The sequence below is a fragment of the Idiomarina sp. ST20R2A10 genome (genome assembly GCF_051842345.1).
GTDB classification, from domain to species: Bacteria; Pseudomonadota; Gammaproteobacteria; order Enterobacterales; family Alteromonadaceae; genus Idiomarina; species Idiomarina loihiensis.
This window is the reverse complement of the sequence record NZ_JBNIEY010000001.1, coordinates 15,714-32,670: the sequence shown is the minus strand read 5'-3', so window position 1 is coordinate 32,670 and position 16,957 is coordinate 15,714. Positions and strand designations below refer to the sequence as shown.

The following is a 16,957-nucleotide window of genomic DNA, read 5'->3' as shown; positions in this document are numbered from 1 at the left end:
TTATGCACCAAAAAAAGCCGCTCGAGTGAGCGGCTTTTTATATGGAATTGGTGGAGCTGGCGGGATGCTCCACAAAAACATTGTTATCGGCCCTTCAGCCCAGTAAATACGCGTGCTATTCGCTTCAAGATTGCTTAGTGTGTACCACTTTGTGTACCATTTCAATGCCTATAATCAAGTATTAATGACAGCAGTCTTCAACACTGTTGCCTTAATCCCCAACACGAGGCTAACTGCTGGCATCAATATAGTTCTCAAGTTTCTCTCGCCCCATTCTGAGTCGGCGCGTTACTGTTGAATTTGAAACTTGCATTTGCTCCGCAATCTCTTTTATCGGGAACGCTCGAAATTTCATTCTTAGAGCTACTCCTTCGTCATGTTCCAATCCTGCGAGACTGATTAAATCATCAAGCAGTTCTTCATTATCATGATAGGAAAATAACTCAGATGCGATTAGGTATTCTTCCTTAGAAGCTTCATCCAAGCCGCTCTCATGAGAAAACGTATTTCGCTTAATAGTGCCGTTTGCGACCTGCTCTCTATGGTCATTTCTCTCATTGACTACTTTTTGAACTTGATTTCTGGCTACCGTAGAAATCAAAGCCTTGTTTATTCTTTCATCACTGAATGACCCGTCTTTATTAATGGAGCTAGTAAGAAGAGATATCCAAATCCGTGACTTTACCTCTTCAAAAAAATCCTCTTGTGACATCTTTGAACCTGTCATTTTAAGCTTCTTAGTGTATCCATTATGGATAATGTAAGTCATCAGGCCACCGAAATTATCCATAATGGTTTGATAACTCTCGTTCAATTTCTCTTGTCGTTTACTGCTCATCATTTACGTCTCGTTTAAGGATTTTCCTGAACAATTTTACCTAACTTCTCATCCAAACCGCATAAAAATTTTGTTTTTTCAAATTTTTTTTAACGGCGGTGACGCGATTCTGGAATCTGGGGACTTACTAGTAGTTAGAGAACATGAATTTTGTTCTCAATTTAGAACGTTAATCTGAACTGATTAACGCCAACACCTGACTACATAAGGAGTCGACTATGAATAAATTAAGTAACCAAATCCCTGACCGACTGATCATCGAGAGTTTAGGAAGAGTCTTGAACGAAAAGCCTCATCTTAGAAAGGTTTTCAATAATGAAAACTTTATCGAGTATCTATTTGATTCGTTACTCACGGTCGATAAGAAAACCGAAAATGGTTTATGGCATACAGGAATGATAGACGAAAGTATCTGCGAGATCTGTCAGAACTTCTAGATAAATAACTATATATACACGCTTCGCATCTATGATGCATTACGTGCTTGATTCAAGTGGCTCAATTCCTTACGCACAAAGGTCTTGAGTCACTTATAAGATTTTTCCCACTTCAACACTCGATAAGCCTGCAAGCCTTATAAATCGGGTGTAATACACGTAGTACGGAGATTATATGAAACGCAAGCCAGATAACTCTGCAACCAAAACACTTAATTTCAGAGCCACTGAGTATGATGCAGAGCGGTTTAAAGCACAAGCCCTTCAACGAGATATGAGCTTTTCAGACTATGCGAGAGAGGCACTCTTGAATTTTGATAGGTACCAAAACATTGAAGACCTGTTAACCGCCTTAGAAGCTCGGTTGATAAAACGTCTGTTTATTTTAAACAGCGCCATCGCCGGACTAAGTGACGCAGAAATAGCCGACTCTTCTACCAGATACAAAGAGCTACTTAAAAGAAAAGGACAGCGATAATGAACCACGAACTTAAAAGGTTTATCAGCGGGATACTATTTACTTGCCTTCTTATTCCGATTGGGGCTGTCATCATTAGCCATAAAACTATTTCTGAGTGGTTGATAAGATCAGATGATATATACCGAATTGGAACTATTGTCGGTGAAAGCTTATTTCGCTTTGAATTTGTTAGACAAAGCGCCTACAAGCTCGGTACATCACACTTCGAGGTCGCGATAGCACTTCTCATGTATTGCGTCTTCGCACTAGGCTCTTTTTTACTATGGCGTACCTATTTAAAGACCGTTATACATCCATCCGAAGAAGGAGCGCATCAAGACGGCCCAGTTCTACTTACTCGAAAACATGCAATAAAACACCTTGCGAACTTTTTGAAAAAAGAAAAAACAAGGACAGGCTTTGCTATACATCCCTCTCTAAAGTTGTCTTCAAAACTTGAAGGCCTGAATACATTAGTCTTCGGTATGCAAGGTGCTGGTAAAAGCACACTAATCAAACAGTGGTTACTCCAAATCGTCGGACGAAAAGGCTGTAAGTCTTTTATTTACGATGAAAAAGGTGAGTATCAAGAGCTTCTTGTTAATAATTCCAACACCATCATGTTATCCGTTGACGAGAAGTCCCACTATTGGGACATTGGTAGTGACATCAAAAGCAATGATGTCGCTGAATTAATTGCCCATGGAATGATAGAAGACACCATAAAAGAGCGAGATTTTTTCGTTGATGCCGCTAGAACAGTCTTGACAGGTGTTTTTTATTATCTCATTGAGACTCACGATAGATGGTCTTGGTCAGAATTATCCGCCCTTCTATTTTGCTCAGATGAAGAGCTTCAAAAAGCACTTCAGAAGGTGTGTCCTCCAGCCTTACCATTTATTATACCTGAGTCTAAGACAACGCAGTCAGTGCGGTCTCTGATCAGTGCTCAATTATCTTGGATTGCCTCGATGCCAAAAGTTGAGACTATGAAACCTTTCTCAATATCAGACTGGTTAAATACAAACGCTACTAAACGCCATGTCGTACTGAAAGCGTCATCAAAAAAGCCTACGAAAAGTCGAAGCTTAGTAAGCTCTATGATGACAATCATTACAAACAGCTTGCTTGATATGCGAGATAGCAAAAAACGTCAAGTGTGGATGGTATTAGATGAGCTAGGAAATCTACCAAAGTCCCCTGCACTAAAAAGATGGTTATCACTGTCTCGTTCAAAAGGCGGAAGAATGATAGCCGGTACACAAAGTATCAGTATGGTGGAAGAGGTTTACGGCAAAGCCTCAACGGAGTCCATCTTGTCACTCTTTGGCGTCATTGTAGCTATGCGACTTGGTGCATCAGGATCAAGCAGCGAGACCGCATCTCACGCTCTGGGAAATTGTAAAGTCAAACAGATTAACGAGACAATTCAGTCTGACGGAAGCCGTTCTATTAGTTACATCTCTCAGGAAAGACCCGTTGTCCCAAAAGAGGATATTGTTCATTTACCACTTGCCAACGCGAGTGGCGTGGAAGGATACCTTCTGATCGGCGGCAGCGAAGCAGTCTATCGACTGAAGTGGCCTTACCCCAAAATACCGCCTCAATCCTCCAATAGTAGCCTAAAAACCTCTGGTTTGAGCAAAAAAGCGACCGCTAGAAAAGGTGAACCGAGATCAAAAAATAGGCTTAACCGCAGGCCAATGCGGAAATATAAAAAGGAAACCAGCTAATGATGACCTTTATTCAGGTGAAGAACGTTCGCTACTACATCGAGCTTGCTCTTGACGACTATTACCATAAAGGTGGTGAGCCTGCGGGACAAAGTTATGGGCTGGGTGCTGCGGTTATGGGTCTTAGAGATGAGATCTCAGAGGAGAACTATTTGGATTTAATGAATGGCATCCACCCCCGTACCAAAGAGCTTTTATACCAGCAAAACGGTAAAAACCATCGGTCTGGGTATGACCTGACTTTTAATGCCTCAAAGTCCTTTTCACTGGTGGTAGCAAGAGCAGATGAGCAACACAGGGAAGAACTGTTGAATGCAAATAAAAAAGCAGTAAAAAAAGCACTTAATTTCCTTGAGCAAAAAGCCTGCTACACGAGAAGGGGAAAAAATGGCATTAAGCACGAAAAGACTATCGGTCTAGTGGCAACATTGTTTGAACATATGACCAACAGGGAAATCGAACCTCATGCTCATATTCATGCAATTGTTCACAACTGTTCTCCACGAGTCGATGGCTCTTTTGGAACTATAGAGGCTAGGTATCTAGCTATATGGGGTAAAACGGCCACTTCCATTTACCAAGCAAATCTAGCTCAAGAACTGAGGGCTTTAGGATATGACACAGAACAAAATGGCAGAGCTGTTGAAGTCGCCCGTGTTGATATAAATCTTCGAGATCATTTTTCTACACGTACAAAACAAATACAAAAGCATATGGAAAGTTTGGGTCTGGATGGAGCCAGAGCAGCAAATATTTCCGCTCTCGCGACGAGGAAAGCCAAAGGAATGATTAACAGGGATGTCCTTTTCCCTAAGTGGCAATCCCAGCTTGATAAATTAGGGTTTTCAAAATCGGTTTTCGAAAAGGTACGTCGAAAGTCTTTAGGCATTCATCTAAGTGATCATTTTACTCTCGATACCACTGACGCTGTTAAACGGCTAGAAAGCGTTTTAACAGTCACCAAGAACACAGTTAAGGAAAGTGAGATATATGACACCGCTATTCAATACGCAATGCATCAGGGGTTGCCTGCAAGCCATGGGGTTACTATTGCTGAAGAATTTATATTATCAGATTTGTGTATCGAGTTAGAGAGCGGCGACAGACAACTTAAACTTTTTACGACGAAGGAAGTTCTAGAACGTGAAAAGAATCTGATCAACGATGCTAAGTCACTTTCCAGCCATAGACACGCCCTAAACGCATCAAAAGCGGATATCCAAAAAGCCGAATCTAAGCTAGGGATTACGTTATCTGAAGAACAAAGTAAAGCCGTAGAACAAGTGCTACAGCATGGGTCACTAAAAATTATTAGTGGTAGTGCGGGTGCCGGAAAGTCTAAGGCAACAGAAGTCTTAAAAGAAGTTTGCAATCGCTATAGTATCGAAGTACACGGTACTGCAATTGCTAAATCAGCAGCGAAGAATTTGCAATTTGAAACTGGCATTAAAAGCCAAACGGTACAAAGCTTAATCAATCAGCTCGAAGAAGGTACATCCAAAGTAAAAAAAGGTGATGTACTTGTCATCGATGAAGCTGGGCAACTTGGAACCGCTCAAGCAACGTACTTAATCACCGCAGCATTGCGTCAAGGTTTCAAAATCATCATGGTTGGTGAAGATAAACAATTGGATGCCATTGAGCATGGTGGTGTTTTAAGTTATTTATCGAACCCTGAAGTGATTGGAACAAGCCGTATTGAAACCATTAGGCGTCAACGAGAAAGCTGGGATAAGGAAGCGGTCGGCGACCTTCGAGATGGACACACCAAACGAGCGTTAGAAGCCTACGCAAAGCATGACAGATTTCATGTTAAATCGACCAGAATTGAAGCTCAACATAACCTTATCGATGATTGGTTTGCGTATCAATCAGACAACCAAAATAAGCAGTCCATGATGCTGGCTCACTCATGGAAAGAAGTGAAACTCTTGAATCAAGCCGCGAGGGAAAAGCTAATAGAATCTGAGTTATTGGGCAATGAAAACATTCCACTTAAAGGCATCAACGGTAAAACCCCATTTAACTTTCTTGTTTCTAAAAATGAGCGCGTCAGGTTCACTAAGAACGACTATCGCTTGGACTTTACCAATGGTGATACAGGAATCGTCAAAAATATTGTGCGTCGCGGTAAAGGCGTGCTGTCACTTTTGATTGAAAAAGACGACGGTTCAACTGTAACCGTAAACACAAATGAATACGCAGACGAAAAAGGCCAATGCTATTTAATCCCCTCTTACGCTCAAACTATCTACAGCAGCCAAGGTTTAACCATTGAGGGAAATGTGTATGTACTAAACAGCCCTTTCATGAGCCGGAAAACCGTATATGTCGCAATGTCTCGGCATAAAGATGAATGTCACCTGTACTTGGGTACAGAAGATCTGAGTAATTATGACAACGGTCAATCAAAAAAAATGTGCAAAGAGAAAATTTTATCGGATCTATCGAAGCAATATGCCACCGATAATCGTGCCAAGCTAGCTGTCTCCTATAAGCAAGTGAAAAAGGAAAAAGAGATCGCAGTGGAAAATCAGATAGAACTAGACGTAGCCCAATAAAATACCTTAGAGATGGGGGCAAGGAAAATGAATTACTTATTTGAAACAGAAGCTCAATTGGACAATATACTCAATAAAATCCTAAACGCACTTAGAAATGACGATGATAATTACCTTAAGGGCATTTTTACTCATATGCCTGATTTTTTTAAGCATTGCGTGGCCGACAAAAATCTACTAATCGAAGCGTACCGCTTTAGGGCGATTAAGTGCTTTGGTTTTATGGCAAAAAGCATAGAGTATGAAAATAAAAAGCAGCAATTTAGTCATATAGAAAAACTGGCACTTAAAAAGCACAAAACGATAGCCAGACCGCTGGCTTCCGATGAAATAAAGTCGCTAGATATATTAGCAACATTCTCCACTTCACAAGATTTTTCAAAAAAACTGTGTGTCGAATTAAGTGATGTGTCTATACACCGAGAGCATGTAACGCTATATAGAGCCTTTTTGTTGGCAAATGGTATTGAACCGTATAAGCAGCTCAACGGCACTGAGAATGACTCTGAGAGAGCTATGCTGATGCACATACTTTGTGGCTAAATGTACTAGCTGATTTCTGAATTTACACTTTTACTGAAAAGTGTAAGAGCCAGTTCTACAAACTACATAAAGTGAATAACAAGCCTTTGGCCTTGCTATGAGCTCCGGCTACCTCAAATAATGGATAACCGTCCTGTTTTAGTGGATTTAGGTGATACTTACTAAACACTGGACGCTTATATAAATAACATCGCTCGGTTAGTTGTTGTGTTGTGTATTTAAGTCGTTTAATGTCAATCACATAGTGAAAAAAAGTTGCATGTTGTGCTTCATTGATAGTGAAACTAAGCATGCTCAAATTTCTTTTGCTTTGTATGAGAATTTCTAAGCAGTACTGCTTTTTTCCAGTAAGTAAAGCTGGCAACTACAAATTGAACGAATTGCAAAGTGTGCACACACAATAAACACATGTCATGTGTCTAATAGGAGTTTAAGTTGAGTAAGATATTCATTTCTCACAGCCATATGGATAAAGGCCTTCATGATGCCTTAAAAAAAGGGCTTGTAGAGCTTGGTCACGAAGTAGTGAGCGTTGACTCAGTATCCATGGGTTCAAACTTATCTAAAGAGCTAAATGCCCTTCTACACTCTGCTGATGCAGTAGTAGCAATAATCACTGAAAACTCGTTGAATTCTAAACACGTTCTAAATGAAATCGCAGTTGCTCAAGCACAAATGGATGCAGTCGGTGATAGTTTATTTCTTCCACTTGTAATCGGTGAGGATATTGAAATTCCTGACTTCCTATTGGATCGATTTGTTGAAACTGTTCCAAACCTTATAGATACTCGCTTAAATAAGGTAGTTTCAAATATTCATAGAGCAATAGAGCGTCACAGCGCAGAACGCCAAGAAAAAATAAAGTTTAAGAGAGAGCAAGCTGAAAAATTAGAGGTTAGTAAAACAGAGTTCATTCAGGACGCCGAAGAGAAATTGAATAAAAGAGAGAGCTCCTTAAAGTTTAGTGCGAATATATGGTACGCCGCTGGATATATGGCGCTAATCTTAGGTGTCTACTTTGCATTCTTTCTTATCAACGAAAGCTTAGGGAAAGATTTTGATACAATAACAATTGCTCTGTTAACGGTTAAAGGTTTAATGGGAGTGGGTCTTCTAGTTGCGTCCTCTAAGTATGCTTTCACACTTGGCAAATCATACATGAATGAATCACTGAAAAACTCAGACCGTTTACACGCTATTTCTTTTGGTAAATTTTACCTGCAAGCATACGGTGATGTTGTAACTCCCGATGACGTTAAAGAAGTCTTTCAGCACTGGAATATAAATAATGACTCGGCATTTAAAGAAATAGTATCGAATAGTTTCGATCCAAAGTTACTAGAGTCAGCAGTTGGTATAGCTTTAGCTTTAAGTAAGAATGAAAAGACAAGTGGAAAAAACGCATAACAAACGTATCAAAGGCCAAGCTGTTAACTCGGGCGCGTTACTCAAACGTTAAGCTTAGAAAGAAAGGATACAAACTTGCACCCATTAGTTACGATTTTAGGTGGACTAGGAGTACTTCTTACAACCAACAGGCTGGTGAGTGAGTTGTTCAGAGAAAACAGGGTATTTGTTAGTTATTACTATGAGAAAGATAGAGCTTTGAAACGCTTGCTCAAGGCTTGGAGCAAAAATGATAAATTTGATATTCAATTCGAAGATATGTCGGCAGACATTTCGCTTGCAACCAATACAGACAATGAGCTAAAACGAGAGCTTACAAGGCGAATTAAAGAGTCCGATATTGTGCTCGTCCTAATAGGAAGTAGCACTCATTCTCGTAAGTGGATTAACTATGAAATTAGAGAAGCGGTACGTCTGTCCAAGCCAATTGTTGCTGTCAAACAAGATAGAAGTGATCTCTCACCCAAGGAGCTCAAAGGAGTGGGTGCGAACTGGGTATATGGTTTTAGAGCAAAAAAAGTAAGTAAAGCCCTCAAAGAGTGCATTTGAAACTTAAACAAAAGTAGGAACAGCGCATGGATGATGAGGAATATATAAGTTCTAGACTCGACAACCAAATTGACTGGTATGACCGAAAGAGCCAAGGAGCTCAAAGATGGTTTAAGCGCCTTAGAGGAGCAGAAATAGTTGCCGCTGCCGCCATTCCATTAATCGCTGGCTTCGCTACAGAACCATTTCCGGTTACTTTGGTTCTTGGAGTTCTAGGTGCATCTATCGCCGTAATTTCAGCGGCCATTAGCTTGAATCAATTCCAAGAGAATTGGACTGAATATAGAACTACGTGTGAGTCCTTAAAGCACGAGAAATTTCTTTACTTGACTAAAGCAGAGCCTTATCACGAAGAAGAGCCATTCCGTCTTTTCGTTCAAAGAGTCGAAAGTCTAATTTCCAAAGAAAACAGTACGTGGTCTCAATACACTCAAGCAAGCGTTGAAAACACAAAACCAAACGGAAGGACGACTTAAAATGACTAATGGATTACTCTCCGGTCTTGGCGCAGTTAAAAGGAAAGTTTTCATAAGTTACCACCATGGTAATGACCGTTTCTATTACGACGCATTTATTAACTCATTTTCAAATACCTATAACGTAGTTCAAGATAACTCTGTAGAGCGTGCAGTTAATAGCGATAGAACAGATTACGTTATTCGTAAAATTCGGGAAAATTATATCACTGGTAGCTCTTGCACAATTGTTCTTTGTGGCGCACAAACACCTTGGCGAAAATTTGTTGATTGGGAAATAAAAGCCACACTAGATAAAAAGCATGCCCTGATTGGTGTGAATTTGCCTACAAATCCACTGAATGCAGATAATAAGTATACCGTCCCAGATAGACTGCACGACAATATTCAATCTGAATTCGCGGTATGGATTGATTGGAGCACATTCACCCAAAGTCATGAAGCAGTAAGACAGTACATAGAATTAGCCAGATCAAGCTCTACTAGTCTAATAAACAACAGTGGCCCTTTGCGACAGCGAAATGGATAAGCGTTTAATAACCCCGTCAATTAGAACGCTTACCAGCTCGCGTCGGTTACACCCGTAAGATATATAAAGAGAACTACAAGTTATGCCAATTTTTATAAGTTACTCCCATGAAGATAAAGAATTCGTAGATCAACTTGCCGTTCAATTGGTGCATAGAAATATAAATATATGGCTTGATCGCTGGGAACTAAGCATTGGCGAATCGATTATTGACAAAGTTCAGGATGCTGTAGACGGTGCTAGTGCATTGCTAGTCATTCTATCAAAGTCCTCCGTCGTATCAGAGTGGTGTAAAAAAGAGCTTTCTTCAGGCCTCCTACGAGAACTTGAAGAAAAGCGAGTTGTTGTGATGCCTGTACTACTTGAGGATTGCGATATACCTCTTTTTGCAAGAGGGAAATTATATGCGGATTTTAGAACCAATTTCGATGATGGCTTAAAGACCGTAGTTGAGGGTATAGCGAAAGTTACAAGCCCTTTTCTCGCAAGGGCAAAAGAACCTGAATACCATGTAGATTGGTCTATCGACTGGGGCGATGTAAACGGGTTATTTGCAATAATATTAAATTTTGTCGAACAGGCACAGAATCAGCCATACTCCTGCCTTACTAATATTGAAATTCTATGCTCGTCGATAGCAACTAAGAAATATGAAAAAATTAAGTTTGCGTTAGGTGAGGAACACGCAAGAGCTTATATCATTCAAATCATAAATGAATACTTCGAAGGGCGTCCAGATTTTCGTCCTCTGCTCGTCAACGAAAGAGAAAAGGTTGAGAAAGTTGTGATCCGTGGTAACGACCAAGGCGAAGAATACAGCCTAAGAATCGGCGTGCGTAGGCTTGGAGAAAATACCGGTCGAGACATATTGGTTAATACAACTTCACTTATTTCGCAGTCATATGCACATATGACTGCCGTTTTAAAAAAATCTAATAATGGGTAACAACGAATCAACTTAGCTCGGTTAGCGTCGAGAGTTTTTTGACAAAAGATGCGTCAAAACTTTGCATCAAGCCAGTAAATGAGGGGCTATAGCGGCGCTCTAGCCTTTTCAAGAGCGTTATCTACTTTGCGGTGTCGCTTCGCTCTTAATACTGTCCCCAAGTTAACAATTAAAAATAGAGGAATTATGTTGGGTACATTGGAATATACTCTAATGATTATTTTGCCTTTAGGTTGTATTTTGACAGTAGTTTTTTTTAATCAATTTCTGAAGCTTTCTTATATAAAACGATGTCGAAATTTTTTTGTGGCGCGAGGTATGAATGGAAAAACTATAGAAAGAATGGTTGTTTTATCTACACTTTTATCTCTTTGGTTCGCGATCGCACAGCATCTGATTACTTCTTGGAAAGAGGATCATCGAGAAGAACAAGAGTTCGCCGCATTGGTGAAAGTGTTTGAAGAAGCACGAACACGACACCTAAATACTCTGGATTTAATTATTAAAGGCAAGGTTCAACACTTTGCAGGAATTCCAGCGACTGAATTTCGTAGCTTGTCCACTAATCACATTGAGCTTTTAGTAAGAAATAATCTCGCAGTTAACTGTTATAAATTAGACCAACTTTTTTCGTTAAAAGATGAATTAAATAAAGTTAATTTGGCAATACCCTCAATTCGGGAAATGAGTGGATTCTCAGTTGAGAATTCGATGAGAAACATTTGGATGACGCTAGATATTGATGAAGTCGCAAAATCTGCTTTAAATTTATACACAGAAGTAGAGAAAACTGATGACAATTGCGACATCAGATACTCGGACTGATTAAGTTACCTTGATTACTGTGCTGGATATTTAACTTGTATTGCTAAAGAGAGTTTATCCAACAGCATCGCTGCTAATGACTCTAGGAAAGCGATACTGATGTATCTATCATTTGATTGTGAGCTTCACGTTTACAGGGAGGTAAAGCGGTTGGCTCCTCTCAAATTTTAAGCTCTTCGATTCGTGACTAGGCCAAAAACCCATCAATTATTTGTAGATCAATATCTTTAATAACGCTACGCACTAGCTCGATCAGCTTTCTAACATCTTGTTGCAAAACATTGACCGAAAAACCGTCTACTTTCTTACCGTTACGATGAACAATATCATGTCTAATGGATACCGATGGGCGCAGAGTAGATAGCTTGTCTTCAGAAAACTCACAGGCTAGTACTTTTTTGTACAGCTCCTTTACCGTATCGATATTATGAAAAGAAATTTTGTCGATTTCATCATTTAGTGTCTCATCCAATGAATCAAAGAACAAAAAAATATCTTTTTTAGCCAACTTCCCTTTAAACGATTGATGACATTCAACAAATCTGCGTTTAATTGCACTTCTGTTCAGCACGTGACGCTTCATAGTGTCTGATAAGTACGCTTCCATAGCGGTAATGACACTAGCAAAAACCATTCTTTGTAACGTTACGTTAACATCCGATTCATTTAAAGTCGAAAGCTCTTCTAATGACGCACGGAAATGCTCATGAAACTTAGTCTCTCCCGCTTGGACTTGCGCAATATCATCAAAGTCATTAACCCATCCCCCCTCGACCAAATCAGTGATATCGAGTACACACTCATCTTCATCTGTACATATTTCCAATAGAGCTACGGCATACGTTTCACAATGCATGCATGGGAAAGTTGAACTTGCAAATCCCTGATCATCGTCATAAACACTGTGAAACTCTGACAGCATGAAAGATAGTAATGGTTCCTCTTCAATGTATACTTTTGAACTAAAATCATTTCTTTCGAGTTTTTCACTAGATTTTTCAAAAAATTTGGGAAGGTTACGCAACCAGTCTTTAAATCCGTGTTGTTCTACAACTTTTAAATCAGCTATTATCTGACTCGACATATCCGCATCGAAGCTATCAGAACTTTCACGATAAAGCTCAAGACTTTCTTTCATTTCCAAGATCCATGAGCTTTTTATATCATTGAAATCCAGTTCAGCAGAACGTAGATCGTGACCAGCTAATTGCAGTCGCCGCCTAAGCGTTTTTGCATCCACTTTATAGCCGATAAACCCTCTCGGATCTTCGTCATCTCCAACATCACGAAGCCTATCTTGTCTTCTGAAATACCATTCATCAAAAGTGTTCTTCCAAGATAACAGCTCGTTGTTATTGATACTTATATTCGCGTAGCTTCCCATATAAGCCTCCAGCCAAATTACATAGCAATCTTTATTTTCGAAGACTCAAAATCATAATCAGCTGACTTAATCACCTGAAAGTGATGCTCTCGTTCCATAACCGCTAAAGGTCCTTTCTCTTTCAGTACAAGATAGTTTTTCGACAGCCTGAATGAATCACTTGTCATATATGGGAATCCTATCTCATTGTATTCATAGCAATCTTCGCTGCCATTTAGTTGCGGAGGGTTTGAAACATATATTTGAAAGTTGGCTTTCAATTCCTCAAGATTCTCGTATAGCTTATACCAAGCTATTGCCTTTGTGCCTGTTTTTGACGCTACACTCATTAAATTCATTCGACTAGATTCGAAATAAGCAGAGAGTATTCTCTCATCAATCACTGGGATGCCATTAAAGTTATGCCCAACAAAAATACCACTACTATTTAGAATAAATTGAACAAACTTATAATCTTTGCTTTTATCAAAGGTCCAACCCAAACGCGCAAACACTTCCGGTAGATTATCTTTCAAAAAGCCAGTTTTTCTAATTACTTGCTGACCAGCATGCTGAAGAATCTCAGATGTACGATACTTCGAAATTTCTGAATCTGTTGTAACAATGGATTTAGCTTCACCGACAATAATCAGATCATCAATTCTAGCTAACAAATCAAATTCTTCCTCATCAGAATCGATTTTAACTCGCTTAGACACGCCTTTATCGTAGTTGTCCACTAACTGATTTGTTTCCAAAGCATAATTGAGTTCGTCTACAACCGTTTTTTCGTAAGTGTATCCTTTTTCACTCAAGTCTATTCCAACCTCAACGGCCCATTGTTCGAAAACTCTAAATACTGATGGTGAGCTTAGTGCGCTAACCATTAAGGCGTACTCATTCTGACTTGTTTTGATTAGTGGCTGGCACCACAAGTCACCTTTTAGTGATGACTTTGCTGTCAAAAAATCAACTATATGATTGATTTTTTTAAAATCTAAACCTGTGGCATCACACAATGCACGCTTTAGTGAAAAAGCTCGGACTTTCGGGCAAAACTCATTCAGCTTGTTAACATTGAAAACACTATCATCTTCTGGGAATTTACTCTTCGCAGCGTTAGCCATGAGCATTAAGCATCTCATAATTTCTAATATTTCAGATAAACAAAAACCTTGTCCATAGTCATCATTTAACCAACTTTCAGGGTAATGAGAGTAAAGTTCGTATTCAGTTATTCTCCATTGGGTATTCCATGTTATTAACTCATCTCCAGCATCACTAACTGGTTGAACCGAAGCTACTCTCTTTTTGTTTTCACGCTTTATTACTACATACTTATCATCCAAAAACTTAGCTCTAATATTAGGCCTTGTTGCCATCATGGCAATTTGTCCAGAAAGTCGCTCCTTACGATTAGCACTATCCATAAATGCAACTTCATAAGGTGTCATTGGCTGTTTAATAGAAAAAATCTTTTCTCCCTCATCCACCTCAACTAAATGATAATCAGACCATAAAACACATTGCCAAAGATGCGTGTAGGTCCAATACAACTGAGACAACCACGATTCCCTCAGTATAAATTCGATTTCTTCGATTGGCTCTTTTGATAATTTAACTTTCCGACCATTTTCTAGGCTACGTAAGCACTCTTTGATGGCTAGTTGTTGTCCGTCAACAGCACCATGAAAAAGCTCACCTACACCTTGCTTATTTCCTTGTTCATTGCTTTTTAATAGTATCGATTGTATGTTTGACACCGTTGTCCGTTTTGCTAGCTTTAGTGCAACAGAAGTTGTTCGGTTAGAGATAGCTACATAAGCAAGCATTAATCGTTCATAGTTAGTCTTTGGGGCACTGTTATAAAGCTCAGTTAGTTTCTCTCGAATATCTCCAAGTGCGCTATCGATTATGACACCAGCTTTATAGACTTTTCTGTCCCGCCCAGAAGCGCAGTCCTCTATCTTCACCCACTCTTTATTCCACTTCTCTAAAGAAAAGTTTAAGCGTGTTGGTGGCTTGATTTTATTCTTGATTATTTTCTCTACAAAAAAATCTTTAACTTCGTCATCCATGCCGTCTCATCTCCGCATATCTGATATTATGTCACTTCAGTAAATCAATAATAGATAACTAAATTAAAATGTTGTCCTACCTAATATATCATCACAGATATTGTCGAATTCACAATAAATAGCTAAATCATCTTCTAACTTCAAAAGAATCAAGGTTAAAAGCTTAAGGTAAATTAAGTAAGAATTTTCATGTAAATCTGTTTCACTTGGGTTAGCTTGAGTTCCATGCAAATAGCTATTTCTAAGATCTAATCCATTAGTAAACTCTCTTTTATTAAGGAAGTAGTTAAAATAATTTTGCTCTGGTATCGAGAATAAAGAACTCTCAAAATAGACTAAACTTTCTTCTTCCATTTTAATTGCTTCGCGTCTTAGCTCCTTAGGATACCTATATAAGGATGACACTTCATTTTCAAATAAATCCTTTATTATAATCACCCTTTCCCAACTTCTAACTCTTACTCGATCGTTTTCATCGACGAATATGTAGCTATTATCTATAAGATAATTAAGATTATCCTGTTGGTACTTTTCATAATTACTAAAAAGAATCTCACTCTCATTCAACAGTAGCTCAATAAAGTTTTTATACTGCTTGTCTTTGAATGGTTCAACATACGCCAAAAGAGTTTGATCAGAACAAAATAAATCCATTGCTCGATCAATTGAACCTGAATTTCTATATATGTATTTATTCTTATTTAGGCTTGGAATATTGCAAATTAAAGTAGGTCCCGATGTAATTTGTAGCAATTCAAAGTCAATATATCCATTCTCAACAAATAATTTGTACTGTTTTAGAATAGACTCCAACTCCGGTGCTATTGTTCTAACCTTTTCTAAAGCTGACGCGCTGGCTGTAGGGACGGTTAAAAAGGAGTTTGATGGAAATCCATATCGCTCAGAAAAGAGTTTATTGAAAACATACTGAAGAATACTTTCTAAGGATTGATCTAAATCGAGCAGCACCTTAGCATAGGAGAAAATTTGAGCGCTGGATGCCATATCTAATTGAGTAAATGCCATTCCATATATGTATTCACTCCTTGAGCGAACTCCCATGAATCGTTCAAGCACACCTAATTGGCTTTGTTTGCTAACTAAAGTTATTCGGTTTTGATTGTCTACATAGTCAAATAATATCTTAAAATTTCGATATAGCGAATATAGCTCATTGTTTTTTCTAATATAATCAAGGCTGTATTCGTAATTTACTCTACTACCCTCTAAACTTACTGAAACCTTTTCTTCTGCTTTCTCTCGGTAACGAATAGAAACCCCGAACTTCATGACTCCACGTGAAGTGCCGTTGAAAATTTTATCTACTTCTAATTGGTATTTTCGTTTCGCTTCGAGCCTAACTTTATCTGAAATAACAAAGTCACTGTGTCTTTTTGAGTTCTGAATTAGTTTCAAATACCCTGTACCACAATGTTCGGAGGCTATGTAGTTTGATACTATTCTTTCTTTATCATCGTTAGTCAAACAGTCCGGCAAGTATAACTTGTAACTATTTGGCTCCCCATCAACTTCATATATAGATAGGAGTATCTCTGCACTTCTATCGTAGCTCTTTAAAAGTTCACAAATTTCATTTTTATATTTTTTAACTATAAATTTTTGGCGCAATACGTTTCTAATGTGATTAGGGTTGACCTTTAGTATTTCTTTGAAGTTACTTGAGGAAATATTTTTGAAAGCTTGATAGTTATTAACCAGACACCAAAAATAATCTAGGTATTGGTATGATAATTGATTGTATTGTTCAACAAATTTAGCATCATCTAATTGAGAAAAAAACCTACCGATAGTCGAGCTTAAGCCTTTGACTTTATCGATGTATTTTTCTTTATCAGATTCAGACCAACTTTTAAGATACAGTCCGTTATCAAAAAATAATTTTATATTGTAGAGTTCAACTATATCATTAATATTGTAACCGTAATCGTCCTCATCACAGTGTTGATCTAGTATCTTCTCAGCTAACGATAAACTGTGCCCTCCTGAAATGTCATGTACGGAGTGAAAAACTACTCGATTTCTATGACCTTTTTTCACAAACTCACCTTTTTAGTCGTTTATCAATTAAATTGTGATCAGAAACCGAGCCAATAGCATTCAATTGCATAAAACATGAGAAATGGGCAATTTTGCCTATATAACACTATGAATAAATTTTTCGATAGCATACCTTTGGTAGGAATAAGTTATT

Annotated in this window: 15 protein-coding genes; 11 read left to right on the top strand and 4 right to left on the bottom strand. The window is 38.5% G+C overall.

What is annotated here, in order from left to right; all coding sequences use genetic code 11:
- Positions 1 to 229: 229 nt before the first annotated feature.
- Positions 230 to 841, bottom strand: a complete 612-nt coding sequence (locus ACP7H9_RS00160; protein WP_439222038.1) for an RNA polymerase sigma factor — start codon at positions 839 to 841, stop codon at positions 230 to 232.
- Between the two features lie 215 nt (positions 842 to 1,056).
- On the opposite strand from ACP7H9_RS00160, the gene ACP7H9_RS00155 reads away from it, so the two are divergent.
- From ACP7H9_RS00155 to ACP7H9_RS00105, 11 genes are all read left to right on the top strand, one after another.
- Positions 1,057 to 1,275, top strand: coding sequence for a hypothetical protein (locus ACP7H9_RS00155; protein WP_439222037.1), 219 nt, complete (start codon positions 1,057 to 1,059; stop codon positions 1,273 to 1,275).
- A 175-nt stretch (positions 1,276 to 1,450) separates the two neighbouring features.
- The gene (locus ACP7H9_RS00150) at positions 1,451 to 1,753 is read left to right on the top strand and encodes a plasmid mobilization protein (RefSeq protein ID WP_439222036.1); all 303 of its coding nucleotides are present in this window, start codon (positions 1,451 to 1,453) and stop codon (positions 1,751 to 1,753) included.
- Entirely contained in the window at positions 1,753 to 3,468 is a 1,716-nt protein-coding gene (locus ACP7H9_RS00145) for a type IV secretory system conjugative DNA transfer family protein (RefSeq protein ID WP_439222035.1), read from the top strand. Before ACP7H9_RS00150 ends, ACP7H9_RS00145 begins: the two co-directional genes overlap by 1 nt.
- Positions 3,468 to 6,029, top strand: coding sequence for a MobF family relaxase (gene mobF, locus ACP7H9_RS00140; RefSeq protein ID WP_439222034.1), 2,562 nt, complete (start codon positions 3,468 to 3,470; stop codon positions 6,027 to 6,029). The genes ACP7H9_RS00145 and mobF overlap by 1 nt, the downstream gene beginning before the upstream one ends.
- Before the next feature lie 27 nt (positions 6,030 to 6,056).
- Positions 6,057 to 6,572: a hypothetical protein gene (locus tag ACP7H9_RS00135; protein ID WP_439222033.1), complete on the top strand. Its 516-nt coding sequence runs from the start codon at positions 6,057 to 6,059 to the stop codon at positions 6,570 to 6,572.
- Between the two features lie 435 nt (positions 6,573 to 7,007).
- Positions 7,008 to 7,979: a toll/interleukin-1 receptor domain-containing protein gene (locus ACP7H9_RS00130; protein WP_439222032.1), complete on the top strand. Its 972-nt coding sequence runs from the start codon at positions 7,008 to 7,010 to the stop codon at positions 7,977 to 7,979.
- Between the two features lie 75 nt (positions 7,980 to 8,054).
- Positions 8,055 to 8,528 (top strand): TIR domain-containing protein, encoded by a 474-nt coding sequence (locus ACP7H9_RS00125; protein ID WP_439222031.1) that lies wholly within the window; start codon positions 8,055 to 8,057, stop codon positions 8,526 to 8,528.
- A 26-nt stretch (positions 8,529 to 8,554) separates the two neighbouring features.
- The gene (locus ACP7H9_RS00120; RefSeq protein ID WP_439222030.1) at positions 8,555 to 9,004 is read left to right on the top strand and encodes a DUF4231 domain-containing protein; all 450 of its coding nucleotides are present in this window, start codon (positions 8,555 to 8,557) and stop codon (positions 9,002 to 9,004) included.
- Between the two features lies 1 nt (position 9,005).
- Positions 9,006 to 9,533 (top strand): TIR domain-containing protein, encoded by a 528-nt coding sequence (locus ACP7H9_RS00115; protein WP_439222029.1) that lies wholly within the window; start codon positions 9,006 to 9,008, stop codon positions 9,531 to 9,533.
- Positions 9,534 to 9,615: 82 nt separating this feature from the next.
- Positions 9,616 to 10,479 carry a toll/interleukin-1 receptor domain-containing protein gene (locus ACP7H9_RS00110; protein WP_439222028.1) on the top strand — a complete coding sequence of 288 codons (864 nt, stop codon included), beginning with the start codon at positions 9,616 to 9,618 and terminating at the stop codon, positions 10,477 to 10,479.
- Between the two features lie 186 nt (positions 10,480 to 10,665).
- Positions 10,666 to 11,304 carry a hypothetical protein gene (locus tag ACP7H9_RS00105; protein ID WP_439222027.1) on the top strand — a complete coding sequence of 213 codons (639 nt, stop codon included), beginning with the start codon at positions 10,666 to 10,668 and terminating at the stop codon, positions 11,302 to 11,304.
- A gap of 187 nt (positions 11,305 to 11,491) precedes the next feature.
- Here ACP7H9_RS00105 and ACP7H9_RS00100 read toward each other — a convergent pair whose 3' ends face one another.
- From ACP7H9_RS00100 to ACP7H9_RS00090, 3 genes are all read right to left on the bottom strand, one after another.
- A complete protein-coding gene (locus ACP7H9_RS00100; protein WP_439222026.1) occupies positions 11,492 to 12,688 on the bottom strand; it encodes a HEPN/Toprim-associated domain-containing protein in 1,197 nt (398 codons plus the stop codon).
- Positions 12,689 to 12,705: 17 nt separating this feature from the next.
- The gene (locus ACP7H9_RS00095; RefSeq protein ID WP_439222025.1) at positions 12,706 to 14,745 is read right to left on the bottom strand and encodes a hypothetical protein; all 2,040 of its coding nucleotides are present in this window, start codon (positions 14,743 to 14,745) and stop codon (positions 12,706 to 12,708) included.
- A 63-nt stretch (positions 14,746 to 14,808) separates the two neighbouring features.
- Positions 14,809 to 16,803 carry a hypothetical protein gene (locus ACP7H9_RS00090; protein WP_439222024.1) on the bottom strand — a complete coding sequence of 665 codons (1,995 nt, stop codon included), beginning with the start codon at positions 16,801 to 16,803 and terminating at the stop codon, positions 14,809 to 14,811.
- Positions 16,804 to 16,957: the final 154 nt, after the last annotated feature.

Bases quoted from the DNA above. Each gene is read 5' to 3' on its own strand.
- ACP7H9_RS00160 (WP_439222038.1), bottom strand. From the start codon at position 841: ATGATGAGCAGTAAACGACAAGAGAAATTGAACGAGAGTTATCAAACC.
- ACP7H9_RS00105 (WP_439222027.1), top strand. From the start codon at position 10,666: ATGTTGGGTACATTGGAATATACTCTAATGATTATTTTGCCTTTAGGT.
- ACP7H9_RS00110 (WP_439222028.1), top strand. From the start codon at position 9,616: ATGCCAATTTTTATAAGTTACTCCCATGAAGATAAAGAATTCGTAGAT.
- ACP7H9_RS00120 (WP_439222030.1), top strand. From the start codon at position 8,555: ATGGATGATGAGGAATATATAAGTTCTAGACTCGACAACCAAATTGAC.
- ACP7H9_RS00155 (WP_439222037.1), top strand. From the start codon at position 1,057: ATGAATAAATTAAGTAACCAAATCCCTGACCGACTGATCATCGAGAGT.
- ACP7H9_RS00135 (WP_439222033.1), top strand. From the start codon at position 6,057: ATGAATTACTTATTTGAAACAGAAGCTCAATTGGACAATATACTCAAT.
- ACP7H9_RS00145 (WP_439222035.1), top strand. From the start codon at position 1,753: ATGAACCACGAACTTAAAAGGTTTATCAGCGGGATACTATTTACTTGC.
- ACP7H9_RS00115 (WP_439222029.1), top strand. From the start codon at position 9,006: ATGACTAATGGATTACTCTCCGGTCTTGGCGCAGTTAAAAGGAAAGTT.
- ACP7H9_RS00095 (WP_439222025.1), bottom strand. From the start codon at position 14,745: ATGGATGACGAAGTTAAAGATTTTTTTGTAGAGAAAATAATCAAGAAT.
- ACP7H9_RS00100 (WP_439222026.1), bottom strand. From the start codon at position 12,688: ATGGGAAGCTACGCGAATATAAGTATCAATAACAACGAGCTGTTATCT.
- mobF (WP_439222034.1), top strand. From the start codon at position 3,468: ATGATGACCTTTATTCAGGTGAAGAACGTTCGCTACTACATCGAGCTT.
- ACP7H9_RS00150 (WP_439222036.1), top strand. From the start codon at position 1,451: ATGAAACGCAAGCCAGATAACTCTGCAACCAAAACACTTAATTTCAGA.